The sequence below is a fragment of the Micromonospora eburnea genome, from assembly GCF_900090225.1.
Classification (GTDB): domain Bacteria; phylum Actinomycetota; class Actinomycetes; order Mycobacteriales; family Micromonosporaceae; genus Micromonospora; species Micromonospora eburnea.
In genome coordinates, this window is sequence record NZ_FMHY01000002.1 from 4,727,363 (window position 1) to 4,744,783 (window position 17,421).

Sequence of the window (17,421 nt, forward strand, 5' to 3'; positions counted from 1 at the left end):
TCCCTACGCGACCCGGCGGTTCCGGCCGGCCCGGCCGGAACCGCCGGTCGCCACCTCGACCAGCGCGCCTACCACCTCCGCGGGTGTCGGCAGGGCGCGGATCTCCGCGCTGAGCTCGGCGGCCGCGGTGCGGAAGGAGGTGTCCGTGAGGACCGCCGAGGTCGCCGCGGTGACGGTCGTGGCGCTGATGTCCTCCGGCGCCACCCTGATGCCCGCCCCCGCGGCGGCCATTTTCTCGGCGTTGAACCGCTGTTCTCCGAATCGCTCCACCACCGCCACCTGCGGGACGCCCAGCGCGGCGGCGGTGAGGGTGGTGCCGGAACCGCCCGTGTGCACCACCGCGGCGCAGGTCGGCAACAGCAGGTTCAGCGGCAGGCTCTCCATCACCCGGACGTTCTCCGGCACCGGCCCGAGCCGCTGACGGTCCGCGGCGTTGGCCGCCACGACGACCTCGACGTCGAGGCCCGCCAGTCCGGTCACGATCTGCGGAAGAAGGAAGGTCTCGTCACCGAGCATCCGGGCCGTCGACGTTCCCCAGGTGAGGCACACGCGCGGACGCTCGCCCGCAGCGACCAGCCAGGGCGGCAGCTCACCCGGCCCGTTGTACGGCACGTACTGCATGAAGATCCGATTGGGTACGTTCCCGGTGCTCATCCGCGGCGGGCACGGATCGATGGTTCGCGCGGCGTAATCGTCGCGAACCGTCACCCCGTAGCGGGCGCACAGCTTTGCCACGACCTCCGGGGGCAGGACGGCCGCGGTCTGCGGGTTCTCCAGGAACATCACCGGCCCCCAGAGCATCCGTACGAACGGTGCGCCGACCATTTCCGCGATGAGCGGGGCCGCGAAGGGAATCGGATCGGCCAGGACGAGGTCGGGTCGCCAGTCGCGGATGAGCGGAAGCAGGTCCGTCACCATGGCCTCCGCCTGGCTGGCGAGCTTGTTCACCATCGCGTCGGGCTGCGAGGTCATGAACCTGCGCAGCTTCTCGTCCGCGGAGACTTCCGCCGCACCGTCGGCGGCGGGCGCTCCTCCCCCGGTGCTCTGCCGCGAGCGGGGCCGGGAGTCGTAGCCGGTCGTCAGCGGCACGGCGGCGAGTCCGGTGCTGGCGATGGCGCCGAGGATGGGAGGCGAGCCGGCGACGCGAACCTCGTGCCCGGCGGCCCGGAATCCCCACGCCAACGGCACCATGGGGAACCAGTGCGGCACGGCCGGCATCGTGATGAACAGAACCCGCATCACACGTCTCCTTCTCTGCTGACCGGACAGCGTATGCAGGACCGCTAAAGACGACCCAACCCCGGACTTTTCCCGGGTTCGGCACCAGCGCCGGCACCCGACGCGCCGGGGGTTAGGCCGGCTTTAGGCCGACGTCGAAGGATGGCTCCGAGCGAACGGAGGCCAGGTTGCGATCTGACGTCATCATCATTGGCGCTGGCCCGACCGGACTGATGCTGGCGTACGAGTTGGCCCTGGCCGGGGTGTCTCCCCTCGTGCTGGAGAAGGCGCCGGCACCGCGGACCGAACCCAAGGCCAACGGCCTCGTCGGGCAGATCGTGGAGCTGCTGCGGTACCGCGGCCTGCTGGACCGGTTCCGCACCGAGGCGCGGTTCGTCGGAGCGCCACCGGCGTTCACCTTCGGCGCGGTGACGCTGCGGCTCTCGCAGTTGACGGAGAGCCCGCTGCAGCTGCTGGCATTGCCGCAACCACGGTTGGAGGCGCTGCTCACCGAGTGTGTCCTCGAACGCGACGTCGAGATCCGCCGCGCGCACCGGGTGACGTCGGTGTCCCCCGATGACGACGGGGTCACGGTCGACGTCCAGGGCCCCGACGGTGACCGACGGATGCGGGCGTCGTACGTCGTCGGCTGCGACGGGGCACACAGCCTCGTACGCGAGCAGGCCGGCATCGCGTTTCCCGGCGCGGTCAACACCGATGTGACGAGGATCGGCCACGTCGTCATCCCCGAGCAGTTCGTCGCAGCAGACGGCGGGCTGGACGTGCCCGGCGCCGGCCGGTTGCCGTTGGGCTGGAGTTACACGCCGCACGGCCGGCTGGGCATCATGGCGTTCGGTCCGGGTGTGCACATCGTGTCGGTGACGGAGGCGAACCCTGCGGCCGCCGACGCGGGAACCGCGGCGACCTTGGATGAGCTTCGTGCGGCCGTACGCCGCGTGCTCGGCGCCGATCTGCCGATGAGCGAGCCCCGCTGGCTGTCCCTCGTCGTCACGCAGGCCCGGCAGGCGGAGCGGTACCGTGCCGGCCGCGTGCTGCTGGCCGGCGACGCGGCCCACCTGTTCCCGGCGGGTGGTTCGGCGCTCAACGCCGGCATGTCGGACGCGATCAACCTGGGGTGGAAACTAGCCGCGCAGGTGCAGGGATGGGCGCCGCCGGGGCTGCTGGACTCGTACCACACGGAACGTCACGCCGCGGCCGCACGCACGTTGGCGCACACCCGGGCGCAGGCTCGGATGATGGCCGTGACGCCCGACGGGGCCGCACTGCGCGACCTGGTGGGTGAGCTGGTGCGGTACGCCGAGCCGCTCCGGCACATCGCCGAGACGGTACACGGCTCCGACGTTCGTTACCCGGTTGCCCAGGCAGACGATCAGGAGGTCCACCCCCTCGTCGGCCGGCTGGTTCCCGACCTGGCGCTCGACGGCTGTCCAGCCGCGGACCGCGTTTCCGGTCTCCTGCGGGCGGGCCGGCCCTTCCTGCTCGACCTGAGCGGTGATCGGCCCCTAGGTGCCGTGCAGAGCGGTTGGGGTCACCGTGTGGATCTCTTTTCCGCGCGCTGCGCGACGCCCTCCGCGGACGCACTGCTGGTCCGACCGGATGGTTTCGTCGTGTGGGCGGCGGACCCCAACGTCTCGGACGCGCATGTCGGCACCACCCTGTCCCGGGCCCTCAGCACCTGGTTCGGCAGCGATCGCCGGCCAACGGCCGGCGCCACGTCCGCTCCGCAGTGATGTGTGTCATGGCTGCGTCCCCATCGGGTGGGGCCGGGGCCGGACCGGAAGAGCGCCGGTGACCACGGAGGGCGCGGGCGTTTCGTGGCTGGGTTGGCCGCACTTCACTGATCCCGCAGCGCCACCGAGCCGGGAGGCCGACGCCGGCCGGGTTCCGCCGAGCTGAAATCGGCACCGCCACCCGATCCCCGGCGTCAGGTGGACACGCCAGCAGCCGCCACCCGCTCCTCTTCCTCCGCGATCAGCAGTTCGGCCAGGTGGTCGGCGATGGCGGTGACGGTCGGTTGATGCCACAGCAACGCCGCCGGGAGGACTCGACGGAACCGGCTCTCCAGGCTCCGCCGTACGACGATGGTCATCACCGAGTCCAGGCCCTGCTCGGACAGGGACCGGCGGGGATCCAGGTCCTCGCTGGACATCCCCATCTCCGCGACGATCCGTTCGGTGACCTCCGCCAGAAGGCGGCTGTGCAGCGCCTCGGGGGTCAGGCCGCTGAAGTCGGCGGCCTGCCCTGGTCCCGCTTGCACCGCGTCGTCCGTACCAGCGCCGGCCACCGTCTCGCTCAGCACGACGGGCCGTTCCATACCGGGTTCCACGGGAAGGACACGCAGCACGGTGAAGTGTGCCCCGCCATGACGATGCGCCCAGTCCCAGGCGTCGAACGCTTCCCGCACGGAGATCGCGGCCACCCCGCGGGCCCGCAGCTCAAGGTCGACGACCTCGTTGACCGACATACCCTTGGACCGCCACGACGTCCATCCGAGGCTGAGGCTCTGGTCGCCGTCGGTGGCCTGCCGGAACGCCGCCAGCGCGTCCAGGAAGACGTTGGCCGGTCCGTAGGTGCTCTGGCCGGGCATTCCGAGCAACTGGCCGCACGACGAGAAGAGCACGAAGAAGTCGAGGGTACCCGGCGGAAACAGCTCGTGCAGCGTCCACGCGCCCGCGGCCTTCGGCCGCATGACGGTCCGCACCGACTCCTCGTCGACGTCCGCGAGCATCCGGTTGTCGAGTACGCCGGCGGCATGCACGACGCCGCGGATCGGGGGAAGCCCCAACCCGTCGGTGTCGAGCAACACGGCGGCCCGCTCGGCGTCCGCAATGTCCAGGGCAACCGATCGGACGGTGACGCCGAGGGCCTCCAGGTCGCGTACCACCTTGATCTGCTCACGCTGGCCGTCGTCGGCCGGATGGTCCCAGGTGGCCCGTGGCGGCAGGGCGCGGCGGCCCGTCAGCACCAGACGCCGGGCGCCGCGCTCGACCAGCCATTGAGCGACCTCCAGCCCGAGCGCACCCAATCCCCCGGTGATGAGGTAGGTGCCGTCCGCCTGGCAGGTGAACGGCGCACGCGTGGGGGCGCCCTCGACGGCGGTGATCCTCGCGACCTCGGGGACACCGTCCCGGAACGAGATCACGTCCTCGGCCGGTGAGGTCGCGAACAGGCGAAGCACGATGTCGGCGGGTACGTCGTCACCGCACGTCACGTCCATGATCCCGCCCCACAGCTCCGGGTGCTCGGTGCGCAACACCCGTCCCAGCCCCCACAACGGAGCCAGTGCAAGACCGGCCTCGGTGCGGCCGTCCCGCACACCCGTGGTCAGGCACCACAGCCGCGGCGCCTGAGCGGCAGGACCGCCGGCGAGGCACTGCGCCGTCGAGACCAGCAGCCAGGTGGCCCGGGCCGCCGCCTCCGCGGCCGTGCCGCCGGACACCGACGGCAGCAGCAGCACGTCCGTCGAGGCACCCGGTGCCGGCACCCGCCCGCCGAGTGCGGCGGGGTCGGACACCACGCGTACCCGTGCCCCGGCCGTCGACAGGCGCTGCTGCCAGTCGCCCGCCGTCTGTGGGTCGGGAGAGACCAGGACCACCTCCCGGTGATACGGCTGGCCGTCCGCAGCCGCAAGCTCCAGCTCCCGCCAGACGGTTTCGTGGACCAGGTGCTGCGGCGCCACGGAGCCGGCCGCGACGTCCGGCATGCCCGCATACCGCAGGCCGGTCAGCGTGGCCAGCACGACACCGTGCCCATCGCTGATCGACACGTCGACGAGGTCCGAGCCGGCGTCGTCCACGACGATGTCAATGACGGCCGTCTCCGGCGGGTCGCCGACGATCCGCACCTCCCGCACGCCGGCGACCATCCGCAGGGCGGGTACCGGATCCGCCACCGGGGCGACGGACAGGGCGGCGTCGAGCAGCGGCGCCCACTCCCCCGCGCGGTGGTCGGGCGGCTCGGCACGAACCCGGGCGCGGAGCCCTCGGGCGCAGCGGTGCAGCTCCTCGACGGTCCAGTCGAACGCCATGGTGGGTACGCCCACCGAGGCGAGATGCCGCTGAACGACCGCCGGGTCCTCGGCTGTGGCCGCCAGGTCCTCCAGCGCCGCTACCGGCGACGGCAGGGTCGCGGCGTGCGGTGCCGCGACGAGCGCGCTCGTGTGGACGAGCCAGGGTCGTTCAGCCCCGGTGTCGCGGTCCTGCGCCTGCGATGCCAGCCGTAGCACCCCGTCGGCACAGCTGACCTGGACTTCGCGGGGCTCGTCGGTGAGGGGCACACGGAGGGCGACCTCCTTGAGGACGGGCATGCCCTCGCCGTCGGCAGCAGCCCGCAACAGCGTGTTGATCAGAATGGCGGCGGGAATGATCTCGACGCCGTTGATCGTGTGACTGCCCGGGTACGGCCGGCACGACTCGTCCAGCAGCGTCCGCCACAGCCGCATGCCATGTGCACCGACCGGCACCTCGGTGCCGAGCAGGGTGTGCGAGTCGCCGTCATGGCCAAACCCGAGCCCGGCTCCCCCGGGCCGGGTGTCACGCCAGAGGGGACGCCGCTGCCAGGCGACGGTGGGCAGGGTGACCAGCTCGCCCACCGGCTGCGCCCTCGCCCAGTCGAGCCCGATGCCGTGGCAGTACAGGGCGCCGGCGTTGGCCAGCAACGTCGCTCGTTCGGGCTGGTCCCGCCGCAACGACGCGCCGACGAACGCATCGGCGTACGTGTCGGCCAGTGTCTCGCCGATCGAATGGGCCACCACCGGGTGGCTGGAAATTTCCAGGAAGGTGCGGTATCCGTCCTCGGCCGCTGCCTGGACCGCGGTGACGAGCCGTACCGGGCTGCGCAGGTTGGCGACCCAGTAGGCGTTGTCCACGAGCGGCGTGGTGCAGCGCTCCGGCATCGACGTGCTGTACATCGGGATCCGCGGCGACGCGGGCGACAGGCCGGACGCCGCCTCGCCGAGGTCGGCGAGCAGCGGGTCCATGTGTGGGCTGTGGAAGGCGACGTCGGAGGCGACGCGCCGGACGTTGATGTCCTCGGCGGCCCATCGCCCCATGACCTCCGCCACTGCGGCGGGGTCTCCGGCGACCACGGTCGACAGGGGTGAGGAGGCGATGGCGGCCACCACATCGGCACGCCCGGACAACCGGCGTGCCACCTCGTCGAAGCCCAGCCCGACCATCGCCATGGCCCCCTGACCGGCGACCCGGCGCAGCAACCGCGACCGTCGGCAGATCAGCACGGCACCATCCTCGAGCGTCAGCGCGCCGCTGACGACCGCTGCGGCGATCTCGCCGACGGAGTGTCCGATGACGGCGTCCGGCGTGACGCCGTAGGAACGCCAGACCTCCGCGAGCCCGACCTGCATCACGAAGATCATGGTCTGGATCTGGTCGATCTCCACAAGGTCCACCTCGTCGAGGACCGCCCGCGGTGAGAAGCCGATCTCGCGGAGGAAGACGGGTGCCAGCGTGTCGACGACGGTGGCGAAAGCCGGTTCGGCGGCGAGCAGTTCCCGGCCCATTCCGGTCCACTGCGAGCCGTGCCCCGAGAAGACCCAGACCAGACCCTTCCCGGGCCCGGCAGGTACGGCACCCGAGGCGATGCCTTCGCCCGGCCTGCCGTCGGCGATCCGGCGCAGACGTGCGACCAGTTCCTCCCGATCCCCGGCCACCACCGCCGCCCGGCGGCTCAGGTGCGATCGTCGCAGCCCCAGGGTGTGCCCCACGTCAGCCAGCGTGCCCTCGGCGGACGGGTCCGACAACCAGGCCGCCAGTTCACCCGCCTGGTCCCGCAGCCCGGCCTCAGACGCCGCGGACAGCGGGAACAGGCGCTCTTCGACGGCTGCCCCGGTCATCGCCGGCTCCCGCCGAGCCGACGGCGGGGCCTGTTCCAACACGAGGTGGGCGACGGTTCCGCCGTATCCGAAAGCGGACACGCCGGCCCGGCGCGGGTGGTTGGTCCGGGGCCAGGGGGTCGGTTCGGTGACCACACGCAGACCGGCACTGTCCCAGTCGATCGCCGGATTGCCGGTGGTGTGGTTCAGCGTGGGCGGGATCTCGCCGTGGTTCAGCGCGAGCACCGCCTTGATGACCCCGGCCACGCCGGCACCGGCTTCGAGGTGGCCGATGTTGGACTTGACCGAGCCGATGAGACAGGGTTCTCCGGGTTCCCGACCCGCGCCGTAGACGGCGCTCAGCGCGGAGGCTTCCAGCGGATCACCGAGCCGGGTGCCCGTACCGTGAGCCTCGACGTAGTCGACGGACCGCGGGTCCACCCCGGCCTGCGCGCAGGCGCGGGCCAGCACGTGCCGCTGCGCCTCGGCGTTGGGCGCCATGATGCCGTTGGTACGCCCGTCCTGGTTGACGGCGCTACCCAGAATGGTGGCCAGTACCCGGTCACCGTCCCGGCGCGCGTCGCTGAGACGCTTGAGCACCAGGACGCCGCCACCCTCGCCGCGCCCGTACCCGTTGGCCGTGACGTCGAACGACTTGCAACGTCCGTCCGGGGCGGTGGCGCCCGCGGCATCCAGCGTGAGGGTGAGCCCCGGGGAGATGACGAGGTTGACGCCGGCGGCCAGCGCCACCGGGCTCTCGCCCGTCCGCACGCTCTGACAGGCCAGGTGCAGGGCGACCATCGACGCCGAGCACGCAGTGTCGACGGCCAGGCTCGGCCCCCGCAGGTCCAGGGCGTACGAGATCCGGTTGGCCACCCCACACATGGCGGAGCCGATGCCGGTCCACGCCTCGATGGAGGGCAGGTGTTCGAGCAGGCGCCGCCCGTAGTCGTCGGAACCGACGCCCACGAAGACGCCGGTGTCGCTCGCCGCCAGGGACTGTGGGGGGATACCGGCGTGCTCGAGCGCCTCCCAGGCGACCTCGAGCAGAAGCCGCTGCTGAGGGTCCATCAGTTCGGCCTCGCGAGGGCTGAGCCCGAAGAACTCGGCGTCGAAGCCCTCGATGTCCGGCAGGAAGCCGCCCCAGCGGGTGGCCCGCCGAAGCGCGGCGGCGAAGTCGCCGCCCATGTCGGCGTAGGGCCGCCACCGCTCCTCGGGCAGGAGGCCGATACCGTCACGACCGGCGTGCAGCATCTCCCAGTAGCGCGCCGGGCTCGTGGCGCCCCCCGCGAACCGGCAGCCGACGCCGATCACCGCTACCGGCTCGGCGCCGGCCAGAGGGGGTTGTCCGTGACCTTCCGCAACGGCCATTGGCGTGTCTCACCTTCCGACGACAGGGCATCGTCCGCAACGCGCTTGAGTTGACCGACGAAGTCGGATACCGGCTCAGCCGAGCCAGGAGGGGGTGTGCAGGATCTTGATGACGGCGCTGGACACGGTCACTCCGGGCCCGATGCCGAACAGCAGCATGTGGTCCCCCGCGCCGAGTTCCCCCGCGGTCAGCAGGTGGTCCAGGGAGACGATCTGGTCACTGGCGCCGAGATGCCCGACGGTACGACCGAACTCCCACGCCGACTTCGACAGCGGCAGCCCGAGCACCGCCAGGAAACGGTGCTCGGTGATGTCCCGGGAGTAGTTCATGATCGCGACGCGAGTGACGTCGTCGGTCGTGATGCCGGCCTCGGCCAGGTTCCGCCCGACGACGTCGGTGATCGTCTGGTGCACCCGGGGCCATACCGCGGAGCCCCCGGGCCGGGCCATGGCCTTGGTGTTGTAGGAGACGGCGCGGGCAGCGAAGTCGACGTCGCGGCCGGTGGTGCAACCGGGCGGGAACAGCGCCTCACCGCTGCGGTGCACCTCCTCCGCCTCGGGGACGGTCGACGAACACACCGAGACGAGCTGGGCGAAACCAGGTTCCTTGCTGAGCAGCACCGCGGAGGCGGCGTCGCCGATGATGAAGCCCGGACCCGACCGCCACCGGTCGATCAACGGGGTGCCGAAGTTGTCGGACGCGACGAGCAGGGCCGTCTGCCGTTCGGGAACGGCGCGCAGATAGCTGGCCGCCACCTCCAGCGCGCTGAACATGCCGTTGCAGCCCTGCCGGATCTCGAGCCCGAGGGCGCGGTCGCAGCCGAGGCTGCGCTGGACGAAGAACTGCGGCTGCCAGCCGTCCGGACCCTGGTGCCAGGAGTCCGCGTACAGGAGGAGGTCGACCTCCTCCGGCCGCTGGCCGCACCGCTTGAACGCCTCCTGGGTCGCGGCGACCGCCATCTCCGGAGCCGAGATCATGCCCGCGACCGCGGCACCGCCCAGGTGGTGCGCTTCGACCTCGGCCTGCGGGTACAGGCCCCGCTGAACGGCCTGTTCGACGCTGACCGTCTGCGGTAGGAACACGCCGAGCCCCTTGACGTACACATCGGACGTAAGCACGGTGTCTCCTTCGACTCACACGATCAGGGAATGAGCGGCCGCCGGCTCAGCGGCCCGTGCTCCGGATCACCAGGCAACCGGCAGCCGGTGCACGCCGTACGTGTTCATGTCCTCGCGCATCGGGATGTCCTCGGCCGGCACCGCGATCCGCAGATCCGGGAACCGGCGGATCAGCTTCTCGAACCCGACCCTCATCTCCAGACGCGCCATCTGCTGGCCGAGGCACTGGTGCAGGCCGTGACCGAACGCGATGTGCGGGCTCATCGAAGACGTGACGTCGAGGGTGTCCGGGTTCGGGAACCGCTCGGGGTCCCGGTTGGCGGCCGGTAGCGAGATCGCGATGGTCTCCCCCGCCTTGATGACCTGTCCGGCGAGTTCGATGTCCTCGAGCGGGGCGCGGGTGGGGCTGTACTGGACCACGGTGAGGTAGCGCAGCAGTTCCTCCACCGCGTTGTCGATCAGCGTGGGGTCCGAGCGCAGGGCGTGCCACTGGTCCGGGTGGCTCAGCAGCGCGTAGGTACCCAGCGCCAGCATGTTCGCGGTCGTCTCGTGACCGGCCGCGAGCAGCAGCATGGCGATGTTGACCAGTTCCCAGTCGTCAAGGTCGGTCTCGGTCAGGACGCTGAGGACGTCCTGCGCGGGGCGGGCACGCTTGTCCTGGACGAGTTCCTTGAGTGAGCCGGCGATCTCGCCCATCGCCCGACGCACCTGGTCCGGGGTCGCGTCCAGGCTGACGAACGTGGCGGCGTTACGCTCGATTGCTTCGCGCTGGGTTCGCGGCGCACCGATGAGCTCAGTGATCACCAGGACGGGAACCGGCAACGCGAACGCCGGCACCAGGTCGACGGGAGGACCCTGCTCCTCCATCGCGTCGAGGCACTCGTCGACGATCTCCTCGATCCGGGGCTTGAGCTCCTGCATCCGCCGCCCGGTGAAGACGCTGGTCAGCAGGCGCCGATAACGCGTGTGCTCCGGCGGGTCCATGCCGATGAACATGCCGGGCGGCGCGGTCGTACCCATGAACGCCGTCGATCCCGGCCGCTCGACCGGCGACCTCTTCAGATCCAGCCGAGCGCTGAAACGCGGATCGTCCAACACCGTCCGGGCCAGTGCGTAGCTGGTCACCAACCAGCCCTGGTGACCATCGGGGTAGTAGAGCCGGCACAGGGGCTGCCGGGCACGTACCCGCGCCAGGTCGAGCGGAGGGTCGAAGGGGCGGCTCCGGCGGGTCGGCACCACAAAGGGTTCAGCGATGGCGACATCATCCTCGGGCATTGTCAGTCCTTGTCCGGTTCACTACGTGGATATGCTCGTCACCGCATGACGAATTGGGTCCGGTAGAGCGGCGGCTGCTGCCGGTGATCGTGCAGCGTCAGGGTCATGAATCCCCGCTTCCCGGCGTAGCGACCGCTCCGGCCCACTACTTGCAGGATTTGTGTCATGCCATTGAGGATCGCCGTGCAGTCAATGACGCCGCTAGTTTCGAAGGTGCCGTCGTGGAATTCCGTGGTGCTGCTGTGGTATTGCCACATGTGCGGGGTGTAGCTCAGCACGACCGCGGTTCCGGTGACGGTACCCACCCGATTACCGGCGGCGTCGTAGAAGCCGTCCTCGTATTCAGCCGAATCAACTCCGCCGGAGGCGGCCTGATCCGTGGTCACGAGTTTTTCGACGGCTTCGGTCAAACCGTCCACCACGATGCAGTCACCCAGGGCAGCGTTGACCTGGCCGTCGCTCGGCCTATAGGCCCCTGCGGCCAGCGCAGCCGCCAGCGCCAACTGGCCGGCCTCCAACGCGCTCGAATTGCCCAGGTCCTGCTGAAAGGCCAACTGACCGGCATTGAGGGCGCGCGCGGAGACAGGCGCGTCCGGGTCTTCCTCGATGTCCCGGCCCTTTGCGGTGTAGTAGCTCATGTCACCTCCGGTGCCAGACTCGGTCCTGATGCGGCCGGGAAGCGAGCACATACGGAAAGCACGTCGCCCCCATCCCAATCCAGATTCCTGTGCACTCATACGTCCTGGCAAGGGTCGGTCGATTCGCTAAAGCTGCTCTAACACTAATCTTTCGTGATGCGCGAGCCAGCGGGTTAGAGCCACTTTAGAGAAGAGATGAACCATGGCGGCAGCAGATTGGCGATGGAGGACTGACGCCTGCGACACGAGGCGGGATCCGCCTGCCGGGACCGACGCGCCGGCAACCGCAAGTTCGGCTTGGAGCGGGGAACTGATGACGGCTACCTCCTCAGAAAAGGTGGTTGAGGCGCTGCGCGCGTCTCTGCTCGAGAACGAGCGGCTGAGGCAGCGGGCCCGCCAACTCGAGCAGAGCTCGAATGAGCCGATCGCGATCGTGGCGATGGGCTGCCGCTATCCGGGTGGGGTGTACTCCCCGCAGGAGTTGTGGCGGCTGGTCATCGATGGTGTGGACGTGATCGGGGGGTTCCCGACGGGTCGTGGGTGGGACCTGGCGGGGCTGTACGACCCGGATCCCGAACGGGTGGGTAAGAGTTACGTCCGGGAGGGTGGTTTCCTCTACGACGCCGACGAGTTCGACGCGGAGTTCTTCGGTATCAGTCCTCGTGAGGCGCTCGCGATCGACCCGCAGCAGCGGTTGCTGCTGGAAACGGTGTGGGAGACGCTGGAGCGTGCCGCGATCCCGCCGGAGACGTTGCGGGGCACCCGTACCGGTGTGTTCACCGGGGTGATGTACAACGACTACGGCTCTCGGTTGCAGCCGGCTCCGTCTGGTTTTGAGGGTTATATCAGCACTGGTAGTTCCAGCAGTGTGGCCTCTGGTCGGATTTCCTACACCCTGGGTTTGGAGGGTCCGGCGGTCACGGTGGACACGGCGTGTTCGTCGTCGTTGGTGGCGTTGCATCTGGCGGGTCAGGCGCTGCGGAAGCAGGAATGCTCGCTCGCCCTCGCGGGCGGTGTCACCGTGATGTCGACGCCCACGGCGTTCGTCGAGTTCAGCCGACAGCGGGGTCTGTCGCCGGATGGTCGGTGCAAGTCCTTCGCGGCGGCGGCTGACGGTGTCGGTTGGGGTGAGGGCGCCGGCATCGTCCTGCTGGAACGCCTGTCGGACGCACGTCGTAACGGGCATCCGGTGTTGGCGGTGATTCGGGGTAGTGCGGTGAATCAGGATGGTGCCAGTAGTCAGTTGACGGCGCCGAATGGTCCGGCGCAGCAGCGGGTCATCCGGCAGGCGTTAGCGAACGCGGGTGTGGACGCCACAGACGTGGATGTGGTGGAGGCACACGGGACCGGCACGACGTTGGGTGACCCGATCGAGGCGCAGGCGTTGCTGGCCACCTACGGGCAGGGCCGTGAGGCTGGTCATCCGTTGTGGTTGGGATCAGTGAAGTCGAACATCGGCCACACGCAGGCCGCGGCGGGTGTCGCGGGTGTGATCAAGATGGTGCAGGCCATCCAGCACGGCCTGCTGCCGGCCACGCTGCACGTGGATGCCCCGACCCCGCACGTGGACTGGGACACCGGCCGGGTCGCGTTGCTCACCGAGACGGTGCCGTGGCCGGACACCGGTCGTCCCCGCCGGGCGGCGGTGTCATCATTCGGCATCAGCGGCACCAACGCCCACCTCATCCTCGAAGCACCCCCCACCCCCACCAACACCGGATCCCCCACCGCCACCGGACCTCTCACCATTGACGACGGCGATGACACCGACACCGGCGATGGTGGCAATGCTGGTGGGCTGGTGCCGTGGTTGTTTTCGGCGAGGTCGGTGGAGGCGTTGCGGGCGCAGGCGTTGCGGTTGGCGGATCATGTGGCCGCGCATCCCGGGTACCAGGCCGCTGACATTGGGGCCGCGTTGGTCACGACACGGAGTCAGCATCGTTTCCGTGCCGGTGTCGTGGTGGACGGCACCGGTGATGGTGAGGCGGTGTTGCGGGAGTGGGCGGCCGGGCCGATGGTGTCTGCTCGGGTGGTGTGTGGGGATGCCGAGGCTGGGGGGAAGATCGCTGTTCTTCTCACCGGTCAGGGTTCCCAGCGGGTAGGGGCCGGGCGGGGGCTTTACGGCCGGAAGCCGGTGTTCACCGCCGTGTTGGACGAGGTGTGCACCCATCTGGATACTCACCTCGACCGGCCGATACGGTCGGTGTTGTTCGCCGCCGCGGATGGTCCTGACGCGGGGCTGTTGGATGACACCACCTACACGCAGCCGGCGTTGTTCGCGCTCCAGGTGGCCTTGTACCGGCTGGTGGAACATCACGGACTCCGCGCGGACTATTTCATCGGTCACTCGGTCGGTGAGGTGAGCGCCGCTCATCTGGCCGGGGTGATGTCACTGGCCGATGCTGCCGCTGTGGTGACGGCTCGGGCCCGGTTGATGGCCACGTTGCCGGCCGGGGTCATGGTCAGTGTCCAGGCCACCCCCGCCCAGGTTGAGGAGTATCTGAACCCGCGGGTCGGTATCGCCGCCTACAACACCCCTACCAGCACCGTGATCTCCGGTGACCCGCAAGCCACCCGTGCGGTGGCTGACCGGCTGCACGCCCTGGGCCATGAGGGCAGGGTGTTACACACCCGACACGCGTTCCACTCCCCGCACACCGAGACGATCCTGACCGAGTTCCACCACATCGCCAGCCGTGTCACCTACCAGCGGCCCCACACCCCGATCATCTCCAACCTCACCGGTGACGTCGCCGACCCCGAGCACATCACCACCGCCGAGTACTGGACCGACCACATCCGGCAACCCGTCCGGTTCCACCAGGGCATCACCACCCTGGACCAGCACCACGTCACCACCTACCTCGAACTCGGTCCCGCTCCCACCCTCACCCACCTCACCGAACACACCCTCACCCACAGCGGACGGGGTGGGGATGTCGTCTACCTCAACGTTCTGCACCCCCACCACGACGAAACCCGCACCCTCCTGACCACGCTCACCACCGCCCACACCCGGGGTCACCACATCACCTGGCACCACCACCTGACACCACCACCACAACCAGTACCCCTACCCACCTACCCGTTCACCCGGAATCGGTACTGGCTCACCCCCGAGCCGGGCAGGAATGCCACACCGAGCGCCCTGGGACTCGACGCCACCGAGCACCGCTTCCTCACGGCCGCCATCGACCTGCCCGGGGGTGCGGCCCTGTTCACCGGCACCCTGTCCCCCGCAACGCATCCGTGGCTGAACGACTGCTCCGTCCACGAGCGGGTCGTGTTGCCGCCGGCCGCGTTCGTCGACATGGCCGCCTACGCCGGACACCACCTCGGTTGCGGCAGCGTCGAGGAAATCACCCTGCACGCTCCCCGAGCGCTGCACGAGGAGCACGCCACGCAGGTGCGAATGGTGGTCGAGCAACCGGACGAGACAGGCGGTCGCGGCTTCACCATCCACGCCCGTACTGCATGGGACGAGCCAGGAGAGGCATGGCAGCGGCACGCCAGCGGTGTGCTGTGGAACAGCGACACACCGGATGACGATGCCGGCAGGCTCGTCTGGCCCGGTCCGGGCGCCACCGCGCTCGACGTGGACAGCCTCTACGACGAGCTGGCGCAGGCGGGCCTCGACAACGGTCCGGCGTTCCGGGGCATCCGCGCGGCGTGGCGGAACGGTGACGAGATCTACGCGGAGGTCCAACTCGCCGAGGGACTGGACGCCCGTGACTTCGTTCTCCACCCCGCTCTGCTGGAGAGTGCGTTCCGTCCGCTGTCGATCCTGCACCCTGCCGCAGAGGCGAACGACGCACACGCCGCCACAGCGCTCCTGCCGCATTCCCTGGCCGGGGTACGGCTGCGTCCTCTGCCCGCCTCCACCGTTCGCGTACGACTGACCGCCACCGGCGACGGCACGTTCGCCGCCCGGATGTGGGACACGTCGGGCACGACGGTCGGTGCCGTCGAGTCGTTGACGTTGCAACCGCTGTCCAGCCGGGACCTGCCCGCCGACGGAAAGCACCAGGACGCCCTGTTCCAGGTGGAATGGCATGCCGTGGAGCCGCCGAGGGGATCGTCGTCCCGGGCCGTGCTGGGTGAGCCTCTCCCCTGGCTCAGCGACACGCCGGCGTACCTCAAGATCGAGGACCTAGGCGCGAGCATCGGCGCTGGCGCTTCGACGCCTCGGTTCGTCATCGCATCATGCGAGACCGCACCCACGGCCGATACGGCCACTGCCGCTCATGCCGCCGGCCGACGGGCCCTGGCGATGGTGCAGTCCTGGCTCGCCGACGACCGGTTCGCCTCGTCCACGCTGGTCCTCCTGACGCGGGGCGCGGTGTCCGCCGGATTGCCGGACGACGTCGCGGACCCGGCCGGCGCCACCGTCTGGGGACTGGTCCGGTCGGCCCAGACGGAGAACCCGGGCCGTTTCCTGCTCATCGACATCGATGACACGGAGGCGTCGCGGGCAATGCTCCCGTCGGCGCTGGACTGCGAAGAGGCGCAGCTGGCGATTCGGAACGGATCCCTCTACGCACCGCGTCTGGCCCGCACGCCTCTCCTGTCGACCCAGGCCCTTTCCCCGACCGTAACAGCCTTCGCCGGTACGGTGCTCATCACCGGAGGCACCAGCGGTCTCGGCAGACTCGTCGCCCGGCATCTGGTCAGCGCGCACGGGGTACGGCGCCTGCTCCTCGTCAGCCGGCGAGGGCGCGACGCCGACGGGGCCGCCGAACTGGAAGCCGAACTGACCGAGCTGGGCGCGACCGTCACCATCGCGGCTTGCGACGCCGCGGACCGGCAGGCCCTGGCGCAGGTACTGAAGGGCGTCTCCGCCGAGCATCCGTTGACCGGCGTGGTCCACGCCGCAGGCGTGCTCGACGACGGAACGCTACCCTCGCTGACCCCCGAACGACTCGACCGGGTTCTCCGGGCCAAGGTCGACGCGGCATGGAACCTGCATCAGCTCACCGAGCACCTACCCCTGTCGATCTTCGTCCTGTTCTCGTCGATCGCCGGCGTGCTGGGCAACGCCGGTCAGGGCAACTACGCGGCGGGGAACGTGTTCCTCGACGCGCTGGCACAGCACCGCCGGGCACGGGCCCTTCCCGCCGTCTCGCTCGCCTGGGGGCTCTGGGCGCAGCCGGGAACCATGGCCGACCAACTCGCCACGGCCGACCAGAGCCGCATGGCACGCCGGGGCGTCAATCCGCTCACACCGGAGCGGGGTCTGGGCCTGTTCGACACGGCGCTGGCGTACGAGGCGGCGCTGCTGGTACCGGCGGAACTGAACCTGGCGGCGCTGCGGGCACAGGCAGGGTCGGGGCCGTTGCCGTCGATGCTGCGGCACCTCGTTCCGGCGAGCCGTATCGCTCACCAGGGTCCCTCCCTGACGAGCCGACTGTTGGAGCGCGACGCCGGCCAACGCCCGGCGCTGCTGCTCACCATTCTCCGCGATGAGATCGCCGACGTCCTGGGCCACCGCTCCGGCAACGCCATCGGCCCGGAGCGCCCCTTCCGGGACCTCGGATTCGACTCACTCACCGCGTTGGAACTACGGAACCGGTTGAACGGCATGACCGGGATCCGTATTCCGGCCACCGTCGTCTTCGATTACCCGACGCCCGCCGCGCTTGCCCGGTACCTGCTAGCCCAGGTCGTCCCGCAAGAGCGGGTACGACCAGCGCCGTTCCTCGCCGGCCTTGAGGCCCTGGAGAAGAGCCTGCTGGCCGACCCGCCGACCGGCCGCGAGCAAGCTCTGGTCACCCGGCAGTTGCGGTCCCTGCTGTGGAAGCTCAATGGCACGGCGTCGTCCAATGCGGGTGCGGAGACCGAGGACAGCGATCTCGGTTCGGTGACGGACGACGAACTGTTCGATGTGCTGGACCAGGAACTGGGGCAGGCCTGAGGTGGTGGGCTCCCCGATGATTTCGGCCCGCGAGAGGT

General features: G+C 69.9%; 7 protein-coding genes. 2 read left to right on the forward strand and 5 right to left on the reverse strand.

Annotated features, from left to right (window positions below; all coding sequences use genetic code 11):
* Positions 1 to 3: 3 nt before the first annotated feature.
* A complete protein-coding gene (locus GA0070604_RS20580; RefSeq protein ID WP_091120879.1) occupies positions 4 to 1,239 on the reverse strand; it encodes a nucleotide disphospho-sugar-binding domain-containing protein in 1,236 nt (411 codons plus the stop codon).
* Between the two features lie 167 nt (positions 1,240 to 1,406).
* On the opposite strand from GA0070604_RS20580, the gene GA0070604_RS20585 reads away from it, so the two are divergent.
* Positions 1,407 to 2,969, forward strand: a complete 1,563-nt coding sequence (locus tag GA0070604_RS20585; RefSeq protein ID WP_208602139.1) for an FAD-dependent oxidoreductase — start codon at positions 1,407 to 1,409, stop codon at positions 2,967 to 2,969.
* Between the two features lie 194 nt (positions 2,970 to 3,163).
* Here the strand turns inward: GA0070604_RS20585 and GA0070604_RS20590 are convergent, their stop codons facing one another.
* From GA0070604_RS20590 to GA0070604_RS20605, 4 genes are all read right to left on the reverse strand, one after another.
* The gene (locus tag GA0070604_RS20590) at positions 3,164 to 8,440 is read right to left on the reverse strand and encodes a type I polyketide synthase (RefSeq protein WP_091120887.1); all 5,277 of its coding nucleotides are present in this window, start codon (positions 8,438 to 8,440) and stop codon (positions 3,164 to 3,166) included.
* 75 nt (positions 8,441 to 8,515) lie between these two features.
* The gene (locus tag GA0070604_RS20595; RefSeq protein WP_091120890.1) at positions 8,516 to 9,559 is read right to left on the reverse strand and encodes a ketoacyl-ACP synthase III family protein; all 1,044 of its coding nucleotides are present in this window, start codon (positions 9,557 to 9,559) and stop codon (positions 8,516 to 8,518) included.
* 66 nt (positions 9,560 to 9,625) lie between these two features.
* The gene (locus tag GA0070604_RS20600; RefSeq protein ID WP_091120894.1) at positions 9,626 to 10,834 is read right to left on the reverse strand and encodes a cytochrome P450; all 1,209 of its coding nucleotides are present in this window, start codon (positions 10,832 to 10,834) and stop codon (positions 9,626 to 9,628) included.
* A gap of 38 nt (positions 10,835 to 10,872) precedes the next feature.
* Complete coding sequence (locus GA0070604_RS20605) at positions 10,873 to 11,472, reverse strand: allene oxide cyclase barrel-like domain-containing protein (RefSeq protein WP_091120898.1); 600 nt, start codon at positions 11,470 to 11,472, stop codon at positions 10,873 to 10,875.
* 313 nt (positions 11,473 to 11,785) lie between these two features.
* On the opposite strand from GA0070604_RS20605, the gene GA0070604_RS20610 reads away from it, so the two are divergent.
* On the forward strand, positions 11,786 to 17,383 hold the full coding sequence (locus GA0070604_RS20610) for a type I polyketide synthase (protein WP_091120901.1): 5,598 nt from the start codon (positions 11,786 to 11,788) through the stop codon (positions 17,381 to 17,383).
* Positions 17,384 to 17,421: the final 38 nt, after the last annotated feature.

Coding starts and splice junctions, on each gene's coding strand:
- GA0070604_RS20610 (WP_091120901.1), top strand. CDS start 11,786: ATGACGGCTACCTCCTCAGAAAAGGTGGTTGAGGCGCTGCGCGCGTCT.
- GA0070604_RS20590 (WP_091120887.1), bottom strand. CDS start 8,440: ATGGCCGTTGCGGAAGGTCACGGACAACCCCCTCTGGCCGGCGCCGAG.
- GA0070604_RS20600 (WP_091120894.1), bottom strand. CDS start 10,834: ATGCCCGAGGATGATGTCGCCATCGCTGAACCCTTTGTGGTGCCGACC.
- GA0070604_RS20580 (WP_091120879.1), bottom strand. CDS start 1,239: ATGCGGGTTCTGTTCATCACGATGCCGGCCGTGCCGCACTGGTTCCCC.
- GA0070604_RS20605 (WP_091120898.1), bottom strand. CDS start 11,472: ATGAGCTACTACACCGCAAAGGGCCGGGACATCGAGGAAGACCCGGAC.